Source organism: Paenibacillus sp. CMAA1364 (assembly GCF_054373195.1).
In genome coordinates, this window is the sequence record NZ_JBITNB010000020.1 from 20,699 (window position 1) to 45,750 (window position 25,052).

The following is a 25,052-nucleotide window of genomic DNA, read 5'->3' on the forward strand; positions in this document are numbered from 1 at the left end:
TCAACAGCGGGAGGTTATGACCCTTGAAAAGAATGGCTATAGTTCTTGCCGCAGGTCAGGGCAAAAGGATGAAATCCAAATTATACAAAGTACTTCATCCTGTGTGTGGTAAACCAATGGTTGGACATGTACTTGATACCGTTAAGAAGGTTAACAGCGAGAGAGTCGTTGTGATTGTTGGCCACGGTGCAAAAGATGTGCAATCGTTTATTGGAGATGACGCAGAATATGTGCTTCAAGAGCAACAGTTAGGCACAGGGCATGCTGTTAAACAGGTCGCATCCTTGCTTCGTGATGAGAAAGGCTCTACCATTGTTATTTGTGGTGACACACCGTTAGTTACATCGCAGACATTAGAACAGTTGATGCAGCTACATGAGAGTAACCAAGCAGCCGCTACGGTATTAACTGCGAATATGGATAATCCCATGGGTTATGGACGTGTTATTCGTGGAGAAGATGGTAATGTGCTACGAATTGTAGAACAGAAGGATTGTCTACCAGAAGAAGATGCGGTTCAGGAAATTAATGCGGGTACGTATTGTTTTGACAATGTTAAATTGTTCGATGCACTTGAAAAAGTGACGAATCAGAATACACAGCAAGAATATTATCTGACAGATGTCATTGGTATTCTAGTGAATGCGAACGAGACGGTTCTTGGTTATTGCACAGATGATGCATCCGAATCTATCGGTGTAAATGATCGTCTAGCGCTCTCTCAAGCAGAACAACTGATGAGAGAAAGAATCGCCAAAGGTCATTTGTTAAATGGTGTGACGCTTATTGATCCATCATCAACAGTCATTGGCGCAGATGTTATCATTGGTACAGACACGATTGTCTATCCAGGAACCATCATTAAAGGATATACTGTCATTGGTGAAGATTGTATTATCGGACCAAACAGTGATATTGACTCCTCTATTATTGCGAATCGTGTTGAGGTTAAACATTCTGTTCTAGATCATGCTGAAATAGGTATGTGTTCAACAGTGGGACCATTTGCTTATCTTAGACCAGGCTCTAAGCTTGGTGAGAATGTTAAAATCGGCGATTTCGTAGAATTAAAGAATGCTGTCATTGATAATGGTTCTAAAGTATCCCATTTAAGTTATATTGGCGACGCTATAGTAGGCAAGAATGTAAATGTCGGTTGTGGAGCAATAACAGTTAATTATGATGGGTATAATAAGTTTGTAACCGAGATTGAGGATGACGCCTTTATTGGCAGCAACGTGAATCTTATAGCGCCGGTCACCATTGGTAAAGGTGCCTTCATTGTAGCAGGTTCAACCATAACCCATTCCGTTGATGAGAATGATATGGCGATCGCTAGACAACGGCAAGTGAATAAACCAGGATATGCAGAGAAGATTCGTACCCAGGCCAAAGATAAGAAGAGTAAACATAAATAATGAACAAGAATTCAATGAATCCGCACGGAGGGTTTTTACTTTATGACTTATTGTGATTCCAAACTCAAAATCTTTACTTGTAACTCTAACCCCAAGCTTGCTAACCAAATTGCCGATTATATCGGTATTCCAATGGGGGATTCCCATACAACAAGCTTCAGTGATGGAGAAATTCAAGTCAAATTGAATGAAAGTGTACGAGGCTGTCACGTCTATATTGTGCAGTCTACTTGTGGTCCAGTGAATGACAACCTGATGGAGCTATTGGTCATGGTTGATGCATTGAAACGCGCTTCTGCAAAGAGTATTAATGTCGTCATTCCATACTATGGATATGCTCGTCAAGATCGAAAGGCTCGTTCTCGTGATCCTATTACTGCCAAGCTGGTAGCCAATCTCATTGAGAAGGCTGGGGCACATCGTGTCATTACGATGGACTTGCATGCGATGCAGATCCAGGGATTCTTCGATATCCCTGTAGATCATATGTTGGGTGTGCCAATTATAGCCCAATACTTCCGCTCCTTACAGATTGAGAACCCTGTTGTAGTCTCTCCAGATCATGGTGGGGTAGTACGTGCAAGAAAGCTAGCTGACTTCCTCAATGCACCGCTTGCGATTATTGACAAGCGTCGCCCGGAGCCGAATGTCAGTGAAGTCATGAATATCATTGGACACATTGAAGGTAAAACAGCCATTCTAATCGATGATATTATCGATACAGCGGGTACAATTGTACTTGGTGCTAACGCTTTGATGGAGGGTGGAGTCAAGGAAGTGTATGCATGCTGTACACATGCGGTATTGTCAGGACCAGCTATGGAACGACTTGAGAACTCACCATTGAAGGAAGTTATCGTAACAGATACTATTCCAATTCAACATCCAAACCCAAGCAATAAGATTAGAGTGTTATCCGTAGCACCTTTGATGGGTGAAGCTATCATCCGCGTACATGAAGAGTTATCCATTAGTAAGTTGTTTGAGATTGAGTAGCATTAAAGAACATAAGCAAAGGGTTATATCTTCTCCACGGAGAAGATATAACCCTTATCGTGCATTGTTATGTAATATCAATATAGTCTGATGGAGGATATATAACCTTATGAAGTGGATTGTAGGACTTGGGAATCCAGGCTCGTCGTATGATAAGACACGACATAATGTAGGCTTCATGGCAGTAGATGCCTTAGCAGCACGTCATGGAATCTCTTTTGGACCAAGTAAATGTAAAGCATTGATGGGTGAAGGACATATTGATGGGACAAAGGTTGTTCTTATCAAGCCAACCACATATATGAACCTCTCCGGTGAGTCTGTTCATGCATTTATGAATTATTATAAAGCTACTCTTGAGGATCTAATCGTTGTCTATGATGATTTGGATACAGTGGTGGGTAAAGTTCGGTTACGGTATCAAGGAAGCGCAGGCGGACATAATGGTATTAAATCTATTATCCAACATACAGGTACACAAACGTTTAACCGGATTCGTCTAGGCATTTCTCGACCAGATCCTGGCTTTGCAGTTGTAGATTATGTGCTATCTTCTTTCGCTAAAAAGGAAAAGGAAGATGTGGCTCAGATGATAGATCATAGCTGTGACGCCATAGAATATAGTCTGTCGCACTCCTTTGAACAGACGATGGCCAAGTATAACGGGTAATGTGATAAATGCTCAAGAGGCTAAATCAGTGGATGATAGGGCATAATAAGGGTATAAATGACTATCAGGAGGCATAAACATGGCTATTAAGTACATCTGCCCACACTGTCAAATGGTACTTGGAACCATCAACTCAGCGAGTGTAAGTGAACTACAGCTGGGGTTGCATTCCTTGACCACCTTAGAACGCCAAGAAATCATAGCATATGACTTGAGCGGCAATATGACCGTGAAGGTCACTTGTGACTACTGCAATGAGGCACTCTCAAGCCATCCAGAATTAAGCTTATTAAGTAATCCGCTTCAATGAATGAACAAGAGCTTGTTGTATCATTTACTTTCGTGTCTTGACGAGGATCACATCATCGTTACAGGGCCTTAGCAGTTTGCTGAGGCTTCTTTTGACGGTAAGAAGTATAATGTATGGTTTGTTAAATCGAGTTATAAAAAGTAAGTATAAGAGAGGTGCCACCTTTGTTAGATGCACTAATAAAATCCTTTTCTAAAGACCCTGATTTACAATCGATTGTTTCTGGCATTTCCATTGGTATGAAAGAACAGCTTATTTCAGGATTATCTGGGTCAGCTAGGCAGGTCATGATGGCCTCGATATATGCGGAAGTTGAGAGACCAATGTTAATCATTACACATAATATGTTCTCTGCACAAAAAATTGCGGATGACCTACAGGAAATCCTCTCATCTGATCAAGTACTACTCTATTCCGCACATGAATTAGTTGCAGCGGAGACCGCGGTATCAAGCCCGGAGACGCTTGCACAACGCATAGATGTATTGATGAAATGTGCTCAAGGGTTCAAAGGGGTTGTCGTAGCTCCTTTTGCAGGGGTGAGAAGGCTTCTTCCTTCACCTGAAGTGATGGCTAATGCTCAGATCTATATCCAGCACGGAGGAACGATTCAATTAGATTCTTTCCTGATGCGTATGGTAGAAATGGGATATGAACGTGTTGAGCGTGTGGAGAATAAGGGAGAGATGAGCATTCGTGGCGGTATTATCGACTTTTATCCAATGACGACATCACTCGCTTATCGTGTGGAGTTATTTGATGATGAAGTTGATTCTATTCGTACATTCGATCCTGTGGATCAGCGCTCTATAGACAAGGTGAACAAGATTGTAATAACACCATGTAAGGAGATCATTGCGGATCATACAAGATTAGAACAAGCAGCCGATGCCTTGGATTTACTGTTGGTTGCACAGCTTGATAAAATGACAGATCGCCAAGCTAAACTTCGTCTCAAAGAGGAAATGAAGCGCGAGATTGATATGTTGCGGGAACATGTGTATTTTCCTGAAATTTATAAATACATATCTGTGCTGTATCCAGAAAGGTGTCATTTGTTTGATTTCCTACCAGATGATACCATACTCGTTCTTGATGAACCTACTAGATTGATAGAAACAGCTAAGCAACTAGAGCGAGATGAGTCTGAATGGAACTTACATCTAATGCAGAATGGCAAGATGCTACCTCAATTACTGCTATCTGTCGAGAATGATGGCATTATATATAATCGGAAGTATCAGACGTTATTCCTATCTATCTTTTTACGGCAAATCCCGCATATCCAGCCACAGAATATCCTGAATATTGCTAGTCGAGGAATGCAGGATTACCATGGTCAGATGAATGTTCTTAAATCTGAAATGGAGCGCTGGGAGAAGTCTGGTGTTCGTGTCATGATGCTTGCAAGTAATGAAGAACGTATGGAGCGGATGCGGCGAGTCCTTATCGATTATGGTATTCATGAACCGATGATGCTACAGGGGAACTTACAGACTGGATTTGAGTTGCCATCGATTCAATTGGCGGTCATTACCGAAGGGGAGATGTTCTCTCAGAAGCAACGTAAGGTCCGCAAGTTAAGTAAAAGTGTGGATAATGCGGAACGTATTAAGAGCTATACCGAACTGAAGGTCGGTGACTACGTCGTACATCAGAATCACGGTATAGGTAAATATATGGGAATTGGCACTTTGGATATCAATGGTATTCATAAGGATTATCTGCACATCATGTATGCGGGTGGCGACAAGCTGTCGGTTCCTATTGAGCAAGTAGATCTCATTCAGAAATATGTTGGATCAGAGGATAAGGAACCAAAGGTATATAAGCTCGGTGGAAACGACTGGATTCGCGTTAAGAATAAGGTGCGTTCTACGGTACAAGATATTGCAGATGATCTCATTAAATTATATGCAGAGCGTCAATCTACCCAAGGGTACGCCTTTGAAAAGGATACGCAAGAACAGCAGGAATTTGAAGAGATGTTCCCTTATGATGAGACTCGCGATCAGATGAGAGCGATTGAGGAGATCAAAGCGGATATGGAACAGGCTCGACCAATGGATCGATTGCTGTGTGGAGATGTGGGATATGGTAAGACAGAAGTGGCTATTCGTGCCGCATTTAAATCTGCTATCGAAGGTAAGCAGGTTGCTGTCTTAGTACCGACCACAATTTTAGCGCAGCAGCATTATGAGACATTTAAGGAGAGATTCTCCGGCCATCCTCTTAATATTCAAGTGCTAAGTCGCTTCCGTTCTCGCAAGGAACAGAATGAAGCGATCAAAGGCATACGTCAGGGAACGGTTGATATTATCATCGGGACACATCGGTTATTGTCACAAGACCTCATCTTTAAAGACTTGGGGCTTGTTATTGTGGACGAGGAGCAACGATTCGGTGTGACACATAAGGAGAAGCTGAAGAAGCTAAAGACCAATGTGGATGTACTCACCTTGACAGCTACACCTATTCCCCGAACGCTCCATATGTCCATGCTTGGAGTTCGGGATTTATCGGTCATTGAGACACCACCTGAGAATCGATTCCCTGTTCAGACATACGTTGTGGAACATAGCCAGACACTTGTACGTGAAGCGGTCGAGCGGGAGCTTGCTCGCGGAGGACAGGTGTATTATCTCTACAACCGAGTACAAGGGATACAGGAAATGGCTAGCCAGATCTCTGCGCTTGTTCCTGACGCCAGAGTGGGTGTGGGCCACGGTCAAATGAATGAGTCTGAGCTCGAAAAGACAATCCTTGATTTCTTAGATGGTGAATATGATGTGTTAGTTAGTACGAGCATCATTGAAACAGGTGTGGATATACCTAATGTGAATACGTTAATTGTACATGATGCAGATAAGATGGGATTATCCCAACTGTATCAGCTACGAGGACGGGTAGGTCGATCTAATCGTATTGCATATGCGTACTTCACGTATCAAAGAGATAAAATATTAACGGAAGTTGCCGAGAAACGTTTGCAGTCGATTAAAGAGTTCACAGAGCTTGGGTCAGGGTTTAAAATTGCAATGCGAGATCTATCCATCCGAGGTGCAGGTAATTTACTTGGAGCGGAACAACATGGTTTCATTGCTTCGGTCGGCTTCGATCTATATTCCCAAATGCTTGCTGAGGAAATACAGAAGCGCAAAGTAACGATGTTAGGTGAGGAAGTTGCGCCGGAGAAGGTATGGAATACACTCATAGATATTAGCATCGATGCCTATTTACCAGGTGATTATATATACGATAGCATCCAAAAGATTGAAATCTATAAAAAGGTTGCTGCAACATCATCTTTTGATGAGGTAGCGGAGCTTGAAGATGAATTGATGGATCGCTTCGGTGAGTTGCCAGAAGCTGTTGTCAATCTGCTTGCTGTGGCGAGAATGAAATTATACGGTAAAATGTTTGGGATCGAATCCATTGTGAAACGCGGAGATGATGTCACGCTTAAGTTCTATGCAGGTCAAGAGAAAATAGTGAATCGGGCTGAGCTCGTACGAATTGGAAATTCATTCGAAAGACGTGTACAATTTGAACAAGAGTCTGTTATGACCATTAAGGTCAAGGGTAAGGGGCTTGAGGAAAAACAGCTATTGGAACTTTTAGAACGTTTTCTTGAAGAGATCCAAGAGCCGTTTAAATTAAAGGGGGAAGTACAAAATGTTGTTAAATAAAAGATTAAAGAAGCTAGTGTCGATCACACTAGTTACAGCGTTAGCACTAACTTTATTGTCTGCTTGTGGTAAGAATACAGAAGAAGCTGTAGCCACATATAAGGGTGGAGAAGTGACTTTAGATGAATACAATATGGAGAAAAAGGTACTCATGTTCCTTACACCTCAATATGCCCAACTCGCAGAGATGGACGAGTTCAAGACATATCTTGTTAATCAACAAGTCGCATTTGAATATTTAAGTGAAAATGCGAATAAAGAAGCTAAGACATTGGGTGTACAGACAGCCAAAGACCAACTTGCGAATATGAAGGGCATGGTTGGTGACGAAGAAGGCTTCAAGAAAATGTTGAAAGAACAAGGATTATCAGAGGCAGATTTGAAGAGCTACCTTGAGAAGGTCATGATTTCTATGGAAGATATGAACCTGAAAATAAAAGATACAGATATCAAGGCACAGTATGACGCTACGAAACAGGATTACACGCTAGCTTCGGTTAGACATATTCTGATTTCATTACAAGATGCAGAAGGTAAAGAGCGATCTAAAGAGGAAGCTCTCAAAATAGCAAAAGATGTGAAGGCTCAATTGGATAAAGGAGCTGACTTCGCTAAGATGTCAGATGAATACTCAGAAGATCCAGGGTCAGTTGAGAATGGTGGTCTGTATGCAGATACGCCAGTAGGTAAATGGGTACAAGCCTTCAAAGAGAGTGCATTGACGCTTCCATTGAATACAATTAGTGAACCGGTGGAGACCGATTACGGATACCATGTGTTAAGGGTTGAATCACGTAAAGAGACAACATTTGAACAGTTAACACAAGAACAGAAGGATGCCATTAAGAATTTGCTTGGGTCTAACAAGATTGATGAGTTCATGGAGAAGGATTTACCAGGGATCATTACGAAGGTGAATTTGCCAGCATCTCCTAAGAGTACAACGGATAAAGAGACTACTCCTGAGGTTAAACAAGATAATAACACGGGGACGGATGCTCCAGCAACCGATGTACCAGCAACCGATAAGAAATAGGAAGCCCTGTCATACTGCAAGAATGAGTAACAATCTGCATAACAACATCAAAGTACATGTATAAGGATATGGAAAAGGTTGAATACTATGGTCAGATATCACATTGATTCATCGGATTCACCTTTTTTCATGTTAGAACAGTAGTTGAAAAATCTTCTTATGAAAGTGGGGCAACATGTGAAATGAAAGCTACTGGAATTGTACGACGTATTGATGATCTAGGCAGAGTTGTTATTCCAAAAGAAATTAGACGCACACTCCGAATCCGCGAAGGAGACCCGCTTGAGATCTTTGTTGACCGTGATGGTGAAGTGATATTAAAGAAATACTCTCCTATTAGTGAACTTGGTAATTTCGCCAAAGAATATGCCGAATCATTATTCGAGGGGACTGGCCATATAACGATTATTTCTGATCGTGATACTTTTATTACGGTAGCAGGGGGCTCCAAGAAGGAATATTTGGACAAGCAAGTTGGAATACTTCTTGAGAATTGTATGGATGGCAGAAAGACGATAATAGAAACAAACCAAGGTCAGTATGAAATTGGAAAAGAGAACCCGGAAGCTCTATCATCTTATGTTATTGCACCCATTATATCGGGGGGCGACCCGATTGGATCGGTTATTCTCATGAATAAAGATGAATCCGTGAAGATGGGACAGATTGAAGTGAAGATGGCTGAGACAGCTGCTTCATTTCTAGGCAAACAAATGGAACAATAGAGCCAAGATTCGCTTAACCCCTGTACATTTACTCCACGGTGTGGAATAGATGTATAGGGGTTTTTGTGTGTGTTGGTTTCAGTTATAATGGAGTATATGATCTCTAAATAGGATATAAAAGTAGGTAAGAACTGATGACTCAGAACGACACAGCTTCCAGAATGTTACGTGGTGCCTTTATTCTAACGATAGCAAGTGTTCTATCCAAGCTACTAGGAACACTCCAGAAGATTCCTCTACAGAATTTGGCCGGTGATGAGGTATTTGGTATTTACAACACCATTTATCCGTTTTATTTACTTCTGATTACCATTTCGATGGGGGGATTTCCTATCGCAATTTCTAAGTTTGTTGCAGAGAATGAAGCCGTTGGAAATAGCATCGAGAGCGATAGAGTGCTTCGGGTATCGTCATTATTTATAGGCTCATTTGGTATTGTACTTGGGATATGTACCTATGTGGGATCCCCGCTGATTGCTCGTCTCATAGATAATTCTCATGTGACACTCGCTATCAGGTATGTCTCAGTTGCCTTCTTATTCGTGCCCATGATGTCCTTGCTACGCGGATTCTTTCAGGGTCATCAGAATATGGTGCCTACCGCAGTATCCCAGGTTATCGAACAAACTGTACGTGTGATGGTAATGATTGTTCTACTGCTGTACATGACAGCGAACCAATCCACAACGCAGACTATAGCGGCAGGGGCCATATTCGGATCAGCTGCAGGCGGAGCTGCTGGGCTTCTAGTGATGCTTATATACTGGCGCAGGTATGTAACCAAGAGACCAGACAGAAGGAAGATAAAAGTAGAAGAGATGCGTTCTTTATCATTAAAGCGTGAGAGTTCCTGGCATCTTTTGAGAAGAATATTGGTGTATGCAATCCCGATCTGCCTAGCCTCATTGGCGGTTCCTCTAATGAACTTAGTCGATACATTTACACTACCTCGACTACTGAAGATGGAGGGACTTAGCGAGACAGGCGCTATGGTACAGCTGGGCATCTATAATCGCGGTATTCCTTTGGTACAACTAGTTACGATGCTTGCGATGTCGCTATCGGTGTTATTCATACCGGCATTAGCAGAGGCTAGAGTTCAAGGTGATAGTATGCTTGTGAAGCATCAAATTCGTTTATCACTTCGCTGGTTCTGGTTGATCAGTCTTGCAGCTTCTATTGGTCTATGTGTGTTGGCTAACCCAGTTAATATTCTGCTATATCAGGATGCTGTAGGTACTATTACCATGAGGTGGATCGCCTTAACAGCAGCTTTTAGCACGGTAAGTCTAATTTCTGCAGCACTTCTGCAAGGTATGGGTATAGTTAAGGCTCCCGCGGTGCATCTACTTATCGGTGCGGTGGCAAAGACATTGCTTAATCTATGGCTCATACCACAGTATGGTATCACAGGAGCGGCTGTTGCATCCGTAGTGGCACACTTCATTGCGGCAACCTTAAATATAATGCTACTGACCAGGAGTAGCGGATTACATCTTAGCATGAGTGCAACTCTGCTTCGACCAGCCATAGTCATAACTGGTCTAGCCAGTGCCGCAGGAAGTGCTCGGTGGGTGATATATAGAATATTGTCAGCACAAGGAATAGAATCAGACCGATTTATTGCAGCTATGGAGAGTCTAGGCGGGGTATTGGCAGGTTTGATAACATTTGTTGTGCTTGTCGTTCTCACGAGAATGGTTAACGAAGATGAACTGATGATGCTTCCTAAGGTAGGGCATAGGTTAGTTAAGTTACTCAGAACATTTCACATTATCCGCTAAACGAAGTAAGCTATACGATATTGGGTATATTAGAATAGAGCGGAGGATGAGTCATGAGCTCCACCATAACGGTTGTAGGATTAGGGTCAGGGAACCCGGATAGAATCACAGTAGGCATTATGAAGCTATTACAGAACGCATCAACGGTATATGTTAGAACGAAGGAGCATCCTGTTATTGAATCTTTTGAAGAATGGAATGTGTCATTTCAATCCTTTGATGAAGTATACGAGAGATATGACTCTTTTCCCGATGTTTATCATGCTATTACGAATCAATTAGTCGATTTAGCTCGCAGTGGAGAAGAAGGAACACAAATTGTATATGCCGTTCCAGGTCATCCTATGGTGGCAGAATCAACGGTACAATTGCTTCGTGAATATGGTTCTATACATGGCATTGAAGTAGAGGTGTTAGGTGGGGAAAGCTTCTTGGACGAGGCATTTACAAGACTAGGCTTCGATCCCATTGAAGGGTTCCAGCTATTAGATGCTATGAGTCTACATAGGAACCTAATACAGCCACAGTTACATACGCTAATTGGACAAGTATATGACGCATTTACAGCTTCCGAGGTGAAGCTAAGTCTTATGGAGGTCTATCCAGATGACTATAACGTCATCGTGGGTCATGCGCTAGGTGTGGAGGGACAGGAGTGCATTCTGCACGTACCTTTATACGAATTAGATCGTGTAGAGGGATTTGGCAATCTATCATTGGTCTATGTTCCTAGAAATACCGAGGATCAGCTTAGACAACGCACCTTTGAGCGATTGCATGAAATTGTTGGTATTCTTAGGAGCCCAGGTGGTTGTCCTTGGGATCAGGAACAGACACATGAATCCATACGTAAGAATCTGATCGAAGAGACTTATGAGGTGCTTGAGACGATAGATGAAGATGACCCAGAACATATGCAAGAAGAATTGGGAGATCTATTGTTACAAATTCTACTACACTCCCAGATGGAAGAAGAGAACGGCTCCTTTAATGTGTATGATGTCATTCAAGGTATTAATGATAAATTAATATATCGACACCCACATGTGTTTGGTGATGTGACCGCACAAGATGCTGAATCTGCAATTACGCATTGGGATAAGATGAAGGAAGAAGAGAACAAGAGAAAAGGATTAGATGCACAGAGGTTATCTGTATTAGATGGCATACCACGTGACTTACCAGCATTGATGAAGGCGTATAAATTGCAGAAGAAAGCAGCAAAGGTAGGGTTCGATTGGGATAATATTGACGGTGTCTTTGCCAAGATTGAAGAGGAATTAGATGAGTTGCGTGAAGCGATTCAACAGGATCAAAGCCATGAAGATCAAGTGTCTGAGCTGGGAGACTTATTGTTTGCTGTTTCGAATGCAGCACGATTTATTCATTCGGATCCTGAAGCAGCGCTATCTACTACTAATCAAAAATTCACGCAACGATTCCACTTTATAGAGGCTTATTTAGCACAACAAGGACGATCAGTTCATGATAGTACAGTAGAGGAAATGGAAGAGATATGGGCTCTAGCCAAAACAAAAACCGTCAATTAACCACAAAAACTTCACTGAAAATATAAAAAACTACATGACAAAAGCAGGAATACCAGACTTTATCAAGAATACCCATATAGAGCAATTCCGAGCATCTATAAGGATTTGTAGATGATAGGCCATCATTGTGGTCTAATAAATAGTTAAAGATATCTTTAGGAGGTAATTAATGATGAACAAGACAGACCTTATTAACAACATTTCAGACAAGAGTGGTTTGACGAAGAAGGATGTTGAAGCGGTACTAAATGGCTTTTTGAATGAAGTTACTGAAGCTTTAGCAAGTGGAGACAAGGTACAATTGATTGGTTTCGGTACTTTTGAAACACGTAAGCGTGCGGGCCGTACAGGTCGTAACCCACAGACGGGTGCTGCAATTGAGATTCAAGAGTCTACTGTTCCAGCATTCAAAGCAGGTAACAAACTTAAGGATGCTGTAAAATAAGTATGAGAATTGATAAATTCCTGAAAGTATCAAGGTTAATTAAACGGCGCACGGTAGCTAAGGATATTTCGGAGCAAGGTCGGGTTCTCATTAATGGTCGGGAGTCTAAACCTAGCAGCGCGGTTAAAGTGGGCGATGAAATTACGGTCCAATTTGGTCAGAAGCTGGTTACGGTTCGAGTTGAAAGGCTTGCCGAGAGCACCCGCAAAGAAGAGGCATCAACCCTCTACACCTTGATTAAGGAAGAGCCAATCGCAAAAGAAAACACGTTAGATTGGCAATAGTTATACTAAGAATGGAAGAGCGCACCTTCATTGTGGAGGGCGCTCTTTTTTTGTGTCAAGGAACAATAGGCATACGTAAGGGATAGGCATAATTTACAACGAAAGTTCTAATCGCCTATAGCCTGTCATAAGTTATCTGTATAAGGAGGGGTACATGCTATGATTGAACAAAGTAAACAAAAGGGCCATGATCTCCAAATGCAGAATCGTAAGCAACTTCATATGACAGGCGTTATAAATGTAGAGCGTTTCGATAGTGAGGTATTTATATTACAGACTGAACTTGGCCATCTAACGATTAAAGGTCAGAATTTACATATTCATAATCTGAATCTAGAACATGGGCTGCTATCGATTGATGGGGTCGTGCATTCGTTGGTGTACTTGGAACCCGGTTCCCACCCAAATAAGAATAAACGAATGTTAGGCAAGTTATTTAGATGAACCCGCATGCTCAGTGGATAACATTGTTATGGATGTTATTCTCAGGGGCATCAATGGGACTGGTCTATGACAGCTATCGGGTGTTGTCCATTCAGTTCCGTTGTCCCAAGTGGACAATCCATCTCATGGATTTCATGTATTGGTGTGGGATGGCTATATTTATCTTTCGAATGCTCTATATTAGCAACCAAGGAGAACTACGATTTTATGTCTTTATTGGCTTGTTTCTAGGAGTTTGGTGCTATTTTTTAATCTTAAGTGTTACAACGCAACGATTTGTGGTAATGTTAATAAAGGTAATTCAATTTGTATTACGTGTAATAGAGCGATTAATCATGGTTACACTATGGATACCGGTTAGGACATTATATCGTTTAGTCGTAGCAGTTATTCGTGTAATATGGACAGTATGCGTGTTCATCATGGGCATTGTATGGCGTTGTTTATATCCATTGTGGTATGTACTTAAATGGATATCACGACCTGTACTATCGAAGTTGGATAACCAACCCTGGATGAAGAAGATCAAGAGAGCTAGCGTTAATCTTTGGAATCGATGGTCGTAAAGGAGGGTTTATTCATGGGCAAATATGCTTCGCAGACATCAAGACAGCAACAATCAAATAAATATGTAGGCGGGCGTAGACGTTTAGCCATATGGATAGGCTTTATGGTCCTTTTTCTAAGCTGGGCAGGCTATACTCTTGTGAATCAAATGTCTCAGATTGCTGACATGGACACACAATTGGTTGAAAAGGGACAAGTACAGGCGGAGTTAGATAAGACTGTATCCCAATTGGAGCATGAAGTTAATCGACTACAAGACCCAGAATATATTGGGCAACTGGCGCGTAAGGATTATGGTCTATTTAGACCGGAAGAGACACCGATTCGCCCAGACGTATCAAGCCCGTAATATAGTTGTGAATGTAGGTCATTACCATATTGACCTTGCTTTGCGCATTATGTATAATCAAATCACCACAGCCAAGATTTATAAATTTCGCTGTATATTTTTAAGGGAGGATCATTTTATTCTATGGCAATCGAAGTAGGCACTAAGTTAGAAGGTAAGGTGACAGGCATAACGCACTTTGGAGCGTTTGTGGATCTGTCTGGAGGAATCACAGGTCTCGTTCACATCTCAGAAATCGCTGATAATTATGTTAAGGATGTCAACGATCATTTGAAGATACACGATGTAGTGACAGTAAAGGTCATCAACGTCGATAAGGACGGTAAGATCGGACTATCCATCAAACAAACTGTTGATAAGCCAGTTGAATCAAGACCAGCAAGAAGTCCAAGACCTGAACGCACCGGTAGTACAGGTGGCAGAGAAGGCGGCGGCGGTGGAGAACGATTTAGTGGCGGTGGCGGCGGCAGAGAAGGTGGCGGTGGGTTCAATCGTGATCGTGATCGCGGTGGGCGTTCGTTTAAGCCTCCGGTTAACAAAGCTACATTCGAGGATAAAGTGTCACGTTTCCTAAAAGATAGCGAAGAACGCGCATCTTCAATTAAGAAGAACACGGAATCCAAACGAGGTGGACGTGGAGCGAAGCGCGTGTAATTGTTATAACTATAAGATAACCGTAGAAGGCTATTTAAGCCTCTACGGTTTTTTTGTCGCTTAGCAATAGTTAGCGACAACATCCAACTGATTTCCAGTAATCTCATGTTCAATCGCTAGTTAAAAACAATATATTTCTCTTGTTTACTAACGAGTTAATAAAGTGAGTGATAGCTTCAAAGCGTTATGTGTTAAGCGGTTGGGGCCTGTCTGTGTGTAATGCAGAGACATGGCTTTTTTGTCGTAAATTTCTTAGTAGCTTGTCCTCTGTTATGACAAATTCTCACGGCAGACACACCCTATAATGTTACTAATAAACATGATAAGGGTGGTGTTACAATCTTGGAGAATAGAAACATCGTTAATTTTCCTCAAATTCAGGTTGCCGAAAGATCTGATTCAGCTTCTCAAGCGAAATCCGGGAGAACACGATTCACACAGGGGCGTGTGATTGGAAGAATTGGTTATGTTATTGTAACGAAGAAGTGGATGTTATTACTGACCATTATGGGATTTTTACTAGGAAAAGCCATGATATTGGATGAACTGTCCCCATTTGCATTAGCCTACTTTGCCGTCATCACCTTTATTAGGAAAGATTATTTGCCAATGGTTACGGTGGGGATTATCGCGGGTAGCTTATTTGCACCATTTCCCATGCCGTTGTTAATTGCAGCAGAAATTTTCATTTTTTTCTTAATTTATAAAGGGCTACAATCCTTTGAACATGCTGAAATATCTTATGCACCAATGATGGTTTTTGTAGCTACGTTCTGCGTCAATGTATTCCACGTTCTATTAGGGCCTTCACTAACATGGTATACGTTACTTATGATGACTTTAAATGCAGTATTGAGCTTTGTACTCACAATGGTGTTTATTCAGGCCGTTCCTGTTTTTACCTATCGTAGCAAGAACTATCAGTTAAAGAATGAGGAAGTGCTCTGCTTAATTATTCTATTAGCATCTGTTATGACAGGCGCTGTGGGTTGGAGTGTCTACTCGTTGTCGCTCGAGCATATTCTATCTCGCTATTTGGTATTGTTGTTTGCACTTGTAGGTGGCGCATCTCTAGGTGCATCAGTTGGAGTGATCACAGGACTAATTCTTAGTCTCGCTGATATTACCGCTATATATCAAATGAGTCTGCTTGCATTTTCAGGTATGCTTGCAGGAATGCTAAAGGAAGGTCGACGAGCGATGGTTGCTCTAGGTATGTTATTGGGCTCATCTATTCTATCTATTTATTTCATTGGACCAGAACATGTGATGACGTCTACTTGGGAGACATGCGCAGCTATCATTCTTTTTATGTTAACGCCTAAGAGTATGATTGGAGTCATCTCTAAATATGTCCCTGGAACACAAGACCATACCAAGTCTCAGCATGAATATGCAAAGCGTGTACGTGATTTGACAGCAGATCGGGTAACACAATTCTCACAAGTATTTAGACAGTTATCTCAAAGCTTTGGGCAAATATCAGGTACATCAGAAGTGAATAAGGGTACAGACGAAATGGATCATTTCATGAATGCTGTCTCTGAGGGAACATGTGCAGGATGCTTCAAGAACCAACACTGTTGGGATACTAAATTCTATCAGACGTATAAATATATGACAGACATGATGAATATGATTGAAGAGCAAGTAGATATCTCACCCGATAAGCTACCGACGCATTGGAATCGCATGTGTCATCGGACAAGTGATGTCCTTGAAGTGATGAAGAAACAGTATCAGCTCTATCAACATGATATGCAGTGGAAACGTCAAATATACGACAGCAGGCATCTAGTAGCTGAACAATTATCAGGTGTCTCACAAGTAATGGACGATTTAGCAAGAGAGATCAAACGTGAAGGACAGGCTATGTACAAGCAAGAAGAGGAAATAAGAGATGTACTAGAGAAGATGGGATTATCTATACATGGTATTGACATTATCAATCTCGATTCAGGACATGTTGAAATTGAGATTGTTCATGCATATATGAAAGGTTATGACGAATGCCGCAAGATCATTGCCCCACTACTCTCCAATATTCTAGATGAGCATATCGCTGTCATGAAGGAGACGGCATCTCCCAATCGTGATGGTCTAGCAACAGTTGTATTTGGTTCAGCCAAAGCCTTTGAGATCACAACTGGGGTTGCTTGCGCTGCAAAAGGTGGTGATGCATTCTCTGGTGATAGCTTTAGTACAGTTGAGATCGGTAATGGTACGTTTGCAGTTGCTTTGAGCGACGGTATGGGCAACGGAGAACGAGCACGGGAAGAGAGCAGTACTGCCCTAAATATATTAGAACAACTTCTTCAATCGGGAATGGATGAGAAGTTAGCGATTAAATCCGTCAATTCTATATTACTTCTTAGATCGCCTGATGAGATATATGCTACCGTGGACATGGCATTAATCGATCAATTCACAGCAGAGACAACATTTATGAAAATTGGGTCAACGCCAAGCTTTATAAAAAGGGGTCATGAGGTTATTCTTGTTTCTTCTAGTAATTTGCCTATCGGTATTATTCAAGAAATAGAAGTTGATTTGGTTACCATTCAGCTTCAAGCTGGCGATATTGTCATTATGATGACAGATGGTCTATATGATGCGCCAGGCTATACTGTAAATAAAGAGATTTGGATGAAGAGAATCATTCAGGAGATTGATAGCCATGACCCTCAATATATTGCAGATTGCTTACTGGAAAAGGTTATTCGTTATCAGCATAATCAAGTGGTGGATGACATGACCGTTGTCGTAGGAAAGGTGGAACGTTACCAACCACAGTGGGCAAGCTTACATGTTCCTGGATTAGAAAGATTGGAAAGACCACGAACGGTTAGTTAGTCTAGAAGTGTTACGTAACTTATTATCTAGAGTAATTCTTATGACATGACTTCGCTTCACTTGTAACCTTTGGTTTGAAATCTCTCATTTATGGAAATGATAGAGAGAGGTAGATAACCATGGAGAGGGTGTATGATCATGAAACAGATTATGCTAATTACCGATGGATGTTCAAATATGGGCGTGAGTCCTATACTAGCTGCAGCACTTGCGATGGAAGCAGGAATCACAGTGAACGTTGCAGGTGTGATAGATTATGGGACGATCGGTGATCTTGGTAGTATAGAAATTTCCGATATCGCTAAAGCTGGGGGAGGAATTAGCCGTATTGTGGGGACACAGAAATTAGCCCATACGATGCAAATGATGACTCGTAAGACAGTCGTACAAACCATTCAACAAGCAGTCAATAAAGAATTGAAGCAAATATTGGGAGACACTACGATAGAGGATCTTCCACCACAGCGTCGTTCGCAGGTTGTTCAAGTCGTAGATGAGCTAACAGAGACTACACCTTTACAAGTAGCCCTACTTATTGATGCTAGTGCTAGCATGAAGCCCAAACTCTCTGCGGTGGAAGATGCCATTCGTGACTTGATGTTAAGCTTACAGGCTAGAGAAGGATTTAGTGAATTAGCTATTTTTCATTATCCAGGAAGGCATAATGAGGAAGATGCTGTTATGAATATGAATTGGACATCCGATATTAGTAACGTGAAGTCCCTGTTTCATCGAATTCAGATGAAAGGTGTTACACCCACAGGGCCCGCGATCATGAAGGTGATTGATTTCTTCCGGTATGGTACACTAGACAAACATGAAACATGGCGGAAAAATTCCCATGAGGAGGAAGGGATACTAGGTGGTAACGTCGTCTAGAGTCGAATACTCACCCGGTACAGTAATCGTAGGTAAATGGCGGAGCAACCGCTTTATCATCCAGCGTGTACTCGGAAGTGGTGCGAATGGAACTGTTTATCTCGTTCAAAAGGCAGGTCATAAGGAACTCTATGCGCTGAAGATGGGCAACGATACACTTGAACTGCAATCCGAGATTAATGTTCTAAGTTCATTGCAGGCACAACGTAAACAAAAGGATATCGAAGAAGGTATAACACATCGTCCATATCTGCTAGATGTGGACGATTATTCTGTTGCCAAACGTGATACTCCATTTTATGTAATGCGTTATGTAGAGGGGCGACCACTACATTGGTTCATTCAGACGCGTGGCAAAGAGTGGATAGGTATCGTCGGTTTGAGACTTTTGGCAAAACTTCATGAAATCCATCAACTAGGATTCGTCTTTGGAGATTTGAAGCCTGAGAATGTCATGGTTTCAGAGTACGGGGAAGTAGATCTAATTGATTATGGTGGAGTTAGCTCTGTAGGTCGTAGTGTGAAGCAATTTACGGAATGGTATGACCGGGGATATTGGAATGCTGGAAGCAGAATTAGTGATGAAAGTTATGACTTGTTCTCAGTTGCCATTCTTTGTATTCATCTTATACACGAAGAAGGTTTAAAAAATGTAGCTTCACAGCACCTTCCTCAGACACGCAGTAAGTCAGATCTTATTTCACTTGTAGACCGTAGTCATCGACTTAAGCCGTACGCATCGTGGTTGACAAAGGCTATTCAAGGTGAATTTCAGGGCTCTGATCAAGCATTGCGGTGTTGGAGAGAACAAGTCTATAAGCCAGTTAAATTGAGTGGTCCATCCATCAAGACGCCAAGATGGTTAAGTGTTGCCTTTACGATGTCTCTGCTGTTGCTGTGTGGTGTAGTCTACGTAGCTATTTGGTTATAAGTATAAAGGTAGACCTAGCACTGTAAGTGGATAACGCAGAAAAGGAGTAACTAGATATGATGATGCATACCATGGTAGAGCATGTGCTAAAACTTGCGAAGGAACATAGTCTATGGAATTCTGATGATACGATCATAGTCGCAGTCTCCGGTGGTCCGGATTCTGTGGCTCTTTTGCATATTATGCATGAGATATCCCAGAAGCATACCCCTCTGAATTTAATATGTGCTCATGTGAATCATGGCTTCCGGGTGGAATCAGATCTTGAAGCGATCATGGTACAGGAAATGGCGGATAGAATTGCTGTTCCCTTTGTGATGGAATCCATTGATGTTCCTGCCTATATGGAAGAATCAGGTAAGGGCACTCAGGAAGCTGCTAGAGATAAGCGATACGAGTACCTAGCTAAGATAGCTAAGAAATATGGTGCGCAGGCTATTGCTCTAGGACATCATGCAGACGATCAAGCAGAGACAGTGTTGCTTCATTTATTGCGAGGAAGTGGTCCATCTGGACTTTCGGGTATGAAGTATAAAAGGACTATAAATAATATGGAACTTATTCGTCCACTTTTACGTATATACAAAACAGACCTTATAGTTCTTTGTGAAGAAGAGGATTATTCCTATGCCGTTGACCAAAGTAATCTACAGACGAAGTATAGACGCAATGAAATTCGTCTGGATATACTGCCCTATTTGGGGAAATATAATGGGCAGATATCACAATCGCTTAACCAATTAGCAAGTATGATGGTTGTTGAAGATGATTATTTAGAGTTAGCTGCCGAACAAATGTTTAGAGAATTAGTGCGAATGAATGGCGGAATATTAACCTTAGAGGCATCAGCCTTCGTAAGGGTACATGTCGCTTTACAACGGCGGTTGATTAAACTAATATTAAATTATATGTCAATCGACTCAGAAGTAATTGACTACAACAAGATTGAGTCTCTTCGAGAAGGCATCATGAGCAATCATTCAACGACCTGGATCAGACATCTTGGCGGAGGAACCGAATGCATACGCGAATATGATGCCATTACATTTCAACCTGTGACACATATGGAAAGATTGAGCTATACATATGAATTAAGTACAGCTGTTCCTGAACATATGGTGAAGGAGATTGGAAAAGTTCTAAGAATGTCTATCGAGCCCAAACATACAATGTTATGGTCAAGATCAACATTAGGTGAAGATCAAGCCATCTTTGATGTGGATCAATTAATATTTCCTTTATATTTGCGCTCGAGACGCGATGGGGATACTATAAGAGTTATGGGCTTGAACGGTAGTAAAAAGGTGAAGGATATTTTCATAAATGATAAAATACCTCCATCGGTTCGTTCGAAGATTCCAATGATTGTGGATGCCAATAACAACATCATTTGGATACCAGGGATACGGCGCTCCGAACATGCACCTATTGAACAACAGACCACATCGATTCTTCATTTATCACTCGAAGATACAAAGACGTTGGAAATGGGTTAATAGTAAAGGTATGAATGGTCTCATAGCGAAACATAGGAGGTTCAGTCAGTTGCAGAAAGATATACTAGAAGTACTCATTAGTGAAGAACAAATCAAGGAGAAAGTGGCAGAACTCGGAGCTAAGTTAAGTGAGGAGTATGCAGGTCGTAATCCACTAGTTATCTGTGTGTTAAAGGGTGCTTTTGTGTTTATGGCAGATGTGATCAAACATATTACCGTGCCATTGGAGATTGATTTCATGGCGGTATCAAGTTACGGTGCATCCACCCAATCTTCAGGTGTAGTCAAAATCATTAAGGATCTTGACGTATCTGTAGAGGGGCGAGACGTCCTGATTGTAGAAGATATTATAGATAGTGGGCTTACCCTTAGTTATTTAATTGAGTTATTAAATAATCGGAAGGCCAAATCAACTTGTGTCGTTACACTATTTGACAAACCTGTTGGTCGTACGGTAAATTTACAAGCAGATTATACTGGCTTTATATTACCAGATGCCTTTGTTGTAGGTTATGGGTTAGATTATGCGGAGAAATACCGAAATCTACCTTATGTAGGAGTATTGAAGCCAGAAATATACAACAGTTAGTACAGTAATCCTAAGGTATAGTCTTTTTGACTTAACCTCAATTGAGATAGACTGTTTCACTATGGTAAAATAACTTAAGTGTCTTGAGAGGAGGTTCGGGATGAATCGGTTCATCCGTAATTCTGGTTTTTATTTGATTCTATTCTTAGTCGTGGTGGGTATTGTTCAATTTCTCAGTAATAACCAGGAGGCTGCTGACGCCCCTAAATATAACGAAATACGTCAGCAGATAAAACAAAATAACATTGAAGAAATGAAGGCTCAATTTGATGGTTATGCCTATCTTGTGACTGGTAAATATAAGAAGGCTGTAAACGGCAAGTCTGAGACCTTTACGACTTATATTCCGGACAATGATTTCGCTTTGGAAGAAGTCATTCAATTAAGTGAGAAGAATGGTTTTAGTCTTGAATTGAAGCCAATGGAAGGTCAAAGTGTTTGGTTGACTTTATTGTCCTCCTTCATTCCCTTAATTCTAATGTTCGTCCTCTTCTTCTTTATCTTTAATCAATCGCAGGGTGGCGGCGGCAAGGTCATGAACTTTGGTAAGAGCAAAGCCCGGTTATATAATGAAGAGAAGAAGAAGGTCTCATTTGAGGATGTTGCAGGTGCTGATGAGGAGAAGCAGGAACTCGTTGAGATTGTTGACTTCTTGAAGGATCCTCGTAAATTCGCAGCTGTAGGGGCACGTATTCCAAAAGGGGTACTGTTAGTCGGCCCTCCAGGTACAGGTAAGACATTGTTAGCCCGTGCAGTAGCTGGAGAAGCAGGTGTTCCATTCTTCAGTATCTCAGGTTCTGACTTTGTAGAGATGTTCGTTGGTGTCGGTGCTTCACGTGTTCGCGATTTATTCGAGAATGCCAAGAAGAATGCTCCATGTATCATCTTTATTGATGAGATTGATGCTGTAGGTCGTCAGCGTGGTGCTGGTCTTGGTGGTGGACATGATGAACGCGAACAAACACTAAACCAATTGCTTGTAGAAATGGACGGTTTCGGAGGCAATGAAGGTATTATTATTGTTGCAGCAACGAACCGTGCAGATATATTAGACCCTGCGTTACTTCGTCCAGGGCGTTTTGACCGCCAAATCACGGTTGATCGTCCAGATGTTAGAGGTCGTGAAGCTGTATTGAAAGTACATGCGCGTAATAAGCCAATGACAGATGATGTGAGATTAGATGTTATTGCTAAACGTACTACTGGATTTACAGGTGCGGATTTAGAGAATTTATTGAATGAATCGGCATTAATTGCAGCACGCCGTAACCGTAAAGATATATCTATGGATGAAGTGGATGAAGCGATTGATCGCGTCATTGTGGGTACAGAGAAGCGTAGTCGTGTCATCAGCGATCGTGAGAAACGAATTGTTGCTTATCACGAAGCAGGGCATACCATCGCTGGTTACTTCTTGGAGCATGCTGATATGGTTCATAAGGTTACCATCATTCCTCGTGGACGCGCAGGTGGTTACGTAATTATGCTTCCGAAGGAAGATCGGATGCTTGTTACGAAACAAGAATTGTTTGATAGAGTCACGGGTTTACTTGCTGGGCGTGTGGCAGAAGAAGTATTTATTGGTGAAATTGGTACAGGTGCTTACAGTGACTTCCAACAAGCAACAGCTATCGTTCGTAGTATGATTATGGAATACGGAATGAGTGAAAAGTTAGGTCCAATGCAGTTCGGTTCATCCCAAGGTCAAGTATTCCTAGGAAGAGATATTGGACATGAGCAGAACTATAGTGATTCTATTGCGTATGAAATCGATCAGGAAATGCAGAACTTTACTAATTATTGTTATGAACGTTGTAAAGATCTACTGATTAAGCATACTAAGGAAATGCATCTTATTGCGAATACGCTATTGGAAAGAGAAACATTGGAGATTGATCAGATTAAACAACTGATTGATGAAGGATTCATTACGGAAGCTCCGGCCAAGGAGACAGTATCCACCGATACTCCTTCTGAACCTGAGGGCACTCCCATTGTTGAAACCGTAGGTGATGTTACCGTTCGTATTCTTCCTAAGAGTGATGAGGAAGATCCAAGCGATTCAGGTAATGGCGGTGGAATACCACCTGAGAGTAAATAAGATTTAAGACGCAGAATAGATAATATTCAGGAAGCCCGCCTCACACTGTTGTGTGAAGGGGGCTTCTTATTTTGCGTCATAAATAGGTATTGTTGAACACTATTTATAAGGAAATTGGGTGCTATAGAAGGCAAACATTCATAATGAGCATACAAACGTTTCTTTTACATACACATTTAGCTAAGGACGTTGATTGACAGCGCGATGAACCTTGTGTAAATTAGTTGATGAACAACCCTAGCTTCTTACAATGATTAGGTATAACATAAAAGATAAAAAATAACGTCAATTAGCCAAATGATGATATTTATATAGATATATAATTGGGGGGAAGAAACGTGGAAGCTCTCGCATTAGAACGTAAGGCGCAACAGAATAAAGAATTAACAGAAAGACTTATGGAACTAAAGAAAGAACGTAATGCGATTATCTTAGCTCATTATTATCAACGAGATGAAATCCAAGAGGTAGCTGACTTTAGAGGGGATTCCTTTCTTCTTGCACAAAAGGCTGCAGAAACCGATGCTGAAGTCATTGTTTTCTGTGGTGTCCATTTCATGGGCGAAAGTGCAAAGATACTTGCACCGAATAAGACGGTATTGATACCTGATGAACGGGCAGGTTGCCCTATGGCAGATATGGTGAATGTGGAGGGCCTTCGTAAGTTAAAGGCACAGCATCCCAATGCAAAGGTCGTTACTTATATTAACTCTTCTGCAGAGATCAAGGCAGAGACGGATATTTGTTGTACTTCAGCGAATGCCGTGAGAGTCATTCAATCTGTGGATTCCGATGAGATTATTTGGGTTCCAGATAAGAATTTAGGCCATTATGTTCAACAACATACAGACAAGAAGTTAATTATTTGGGAAGGTTATTGTAATACACATGATATGTTGACCGTGAAAGATGTTTATGAGATGAAAGCTAAATATCCTGATGCTCTTTTTGTCGTACATCCAGAATGCCGACCTGAAGTCGTAGAATTAGGTGATTTCGTAGGCAGTACGACAGCTATTCTAGAATACTGCAGAACGTCCGATGTGAAGCAATTTATTGTTGGTACGGAGGATGGCACAGGTTATCAGCTTCGATTGGATAGTCCAGATAAGACCTTTCACTTTGCTACGAAGTTCCTAGTATGTCCTAATATGAAAGTGAACAATCTGAAAAAGCTTGTGAAGTGTCTGGAGACCATGAAGCCTCAAATCTATGTACCTCCAGCAGTTGCTGAAAAGGCCAGAGTTTCCCTAGAGCGCATGTTACAGGTTAAGTAGCATGC

At 41.5% G+C, this 25,052-nt stretch carries 22 protein-coding genes; all 22 read left to right on the forward strand.

Features of this window, described 5'->3' with window-relative positions; all coding sequences use genetic code 11:
• Positions 1–23: 23 nt before the first annotated feature.
• Positions 24–1,418 carry a bifunctional UDP-N-acetylglucosamine diphosphorylase/glucosamine-1-phosphate N-acetyltransferase GlmU gene (gene glmU, locus ACH8E3_RS12020; protein WP_458632880.1) on the forward strand — a complete coding sequence of 465 codons (1,395 nt, stop codon included), beginning with the start codon at positions 24–26 and terminating at the stop codon, positions 1,416–1,418.
• Between the two features lie 42 nt (positions 1,419–1,460).
• Positions 1,461–2,414 (forward strand): ribose-phosphate diphosphokinase, encoded by a 954-nt coding sequence (locus ACH8E3_RS12025; RefSeq protein ID WP_458632881.1) that lies wholly within the window; start codon positions 1,461–1,463, stop codon positions 2,412–2,414.
• Between the two features lie 109 nt (positions 2,415–2,523).
• Entirely contained in the window at positions 2,524–3,084 is a 561-nt protein-coding gene (pth, locus tag ACH8E3_RS12030; protein WP_458632882.1) for an aminoacyl-tRNA hydrolase, read from the forward strand.
• Between the two features lie 79 nt (positions 3,085–3,163).
• Positions 3,164–3,394: an anti-sigma-F factor Fin gene (locus ACH8E3_RS12035; RefSeq protein WP_458632883.1), complete on the forward strand. Its 231-nt coding sequence runs from the start codon at positions 3,164–3,166 to the stop codon at positions 3,392–3,394.
• Positions 3,395–3,558: 164 nt separating this feature from the next.
• Positions 3,559–7,083, forward strand: a complete 3,525-nt coding sequence (gene mfd, locus ACH8E3_RS12040) for a transcription-repair coupling factor (RefSeq protein ID WP_458632884.1) — start codon at positions 3,559–3,561, stop codon at positions 7,081–7,083.
• A complete protein-coding gene (locus ACH8E3_RS12045; protein WP_458632885.1) occupies positions 7,070–8,119 on the forward strand; it encodes a peptidylprolyl isomerase in 1,050 nt (349 codons plus the stop codon). The genes mfd and ACH8E3_RS12045 overlap by 14 nt, the downstream gene beginning before the upstream one ends.
• Before the next feature lie 182 nt (positions 8,120–8,301).
• Positions 8,302–8,844 (forward strand): stage V sporulation protein T, encoded by a 543-nt coding sequence (gene spoVT, locus ACH8E3_RS12050; protein WP_458632886.1) that lies wholly within the window; start codon positions 8,302–8,304, stop codon positions 8,842–8,844.
• Between the two features lie 134 nt (positions 8,845–8,978).
• On the forward strand, positions 8,979–10,628 hold the full coding sequence (locus tag ACH8E3_RS12055) for a putative polysaccharide biosynthesis protein (RefSeq protein WP_458632887.1): 1,650 nt from the start codon (positions 8,979–8,981) through the stop codon (positions 10,626–10,628).
• 53 nt (positions 10,629–10,681) lie between these two features.
• Positions 10,682–12,178, forward strand: a complete 1,497-nt coding sequence (gene yabN, locus ACH8E3_RS12060; RefSeq protein WP_458632888.1) for a bifunctional methyltransferase/pyrophosphohydrolase YabN — start codon at positions 10,682–10,684, stop codon at positions 12,176–12,178.
• A 172-nt stretch (positions 12,179–12,350) separates the two neighbouring features.
• Positions 12,351–12,623, forward strand: a complete 273-nt coding sequence (locus ACH8E3_RS12065; protein ID WP_458632920.1) for an HU family DNA-binding protein — start codon at positions 12,351–12,353, stop codon at positions 12,621–12,623.
• Between the two features lie 2 nt (positions 12,624–12,625).
• Entirely contained in the window at positions 12,626–12,907 is a 282-nt protein-coding gene (locus tag ACH8E3_RS12070; protein ID WP_458632889.1) for an RNA-binding S4 domain-containing protein, read from the forward strand.
• A 159-nt stretch (positions 12,908–13,066) separates the two neighbouring features.
• Entirely contained in the window at positions 13,067–13,351 is a 285-nt protein-coding gene (gene yabP / locus ACH8E3_RS12075) for a sporulation protein YabP (protein ID WP_458632890.1), read from the forward strand.
• The gene (gene yabQ / locus ACH8E3_RS12080) at positions 13,348–13,917 is read left to right on the forward strand and encodes a spore cortex biosynthesis protein YabQ (RefSeq protein WP_458632891.1); all 570 of its coding nucleotides are present in this window, start codon (positions 13,348–13,350) and stop codon (positions 13,915–13,917) included. Before yabP ends, yabQ begins: the two co-directional genes overlap by 4 nt.
• A gap of 14 nt (positions 13,918–13,931) precedes the next feature.
• Positions 13,932–14,267, forward strand: a complete 336-nt coding sequence (locus ACH8E3_RS12085; RefSeq protein WP_458632892.1) for an FtsB family cell division protein — start codon at positions 13,932–13,934, stop codon at positions 14,265–14,267.
• Positions 14,268–14,390: 123 nt separating this feature from the next.
• Positions 14,391–14,921, forward strand: a complete 531-nt coding sequence (locus tag ACH8E3_RS12090) for a S1 domain-containing RNA-binding protein (RefSeq protein ID WP_458632893.1) — start codon at positions 14,391–14,393, stop codon at positions 14,919–14,921.
• A gap of 339 nt (positions 14,922–15,260) precedes the next feature.
• A complete protein-coding gene (gene spoIIE / locus ACH8E3_RS12095; RefSeq protein ID WP_458632921.1) occupies positions 15,261–17,774 on the forward strand; it encodes a stage II sporulation protein E in 2,514 nt (837 codons plus the stop codon).
• Between the two features lie 138 nt (positions 17,775–17,912).
• Complete coding sequence (locus ACH8E3_RS12100) at positions 17,913–18,653, forward strand: vWA domain-containing protein (RefSeq protein ID WP_458632894.1); 741 nt, start codon at positions 17,913–17,915, stop codon at positions 18,651–18,653.
• Positions 18,637–19,584 carry a serine/threonine protein kinase gene (locus tag ACH8E3_RS12105; protein WP_458632895.1) on the forward strand — a complete coding sequence of 316 codons (948 nt, stop codon included), beginning with the start codon at positions 18,637–18,639 and terminating at the stop codon, positions 19,582–19,584. Before ACH8E3_RS12100 ends, ACH8E3_RS12105 begins: the two co-directional genes overlap by 17 nt.
• Positions 19,585–19,640: 56 nt before the next feature.
• A complete protein-coding gene (gene tilS, locus ACH8E3_RS12110; RefSeq protein ID WP_458632896.1) occupies positions 19,641–21,080 on the forward strand; it encodes a tRNA lysidine(34) synthetase TilS in 1,440 nt (479 codons plus the stop codon).
• 49 nt (positions 21,081–21,129) lie between these two features.
• Entirely contained in the window at positions 21,130–21,669 is a 540-nt protein-coding gene (hpt, locus tag ACH8E3_RS12115) for a hypoxanthine phosphoribosyltransferase (RefSeq protein WP_458632897.1), read from the forward strand.
• Between the two features lie 100 nt (positions 21,670–21,769).
• The gene (gene ftsH / locus ACH8E3_RS12120) at positions 21,770–23,770 is read left to right on the forward strand and encodes an ATP-dependent zinc metalloprotease FtsH (RefSeq protein ID WP_458632898.1); all 2,001 of its coding nucleotides are present in this window, start codon (positions 21,770–21,772) and stop codon (positions 23,768–23,770) included.
• 338 nt (positions 23,771–24,108) lie between these two features.
• Positions 24,109–25,047, forward strand: coding sequence for a quinolinate synthase NadA (nadA, locus tag ACH8E3_RS12125; RefSeq protein ID WP_458632899.1), 939 nt, complete (start codon positions 24,109–24,111; stop codon positions 25,045–25,047).
• Positions 25,048–25,052: the final 5 nt, after the last annotated feature.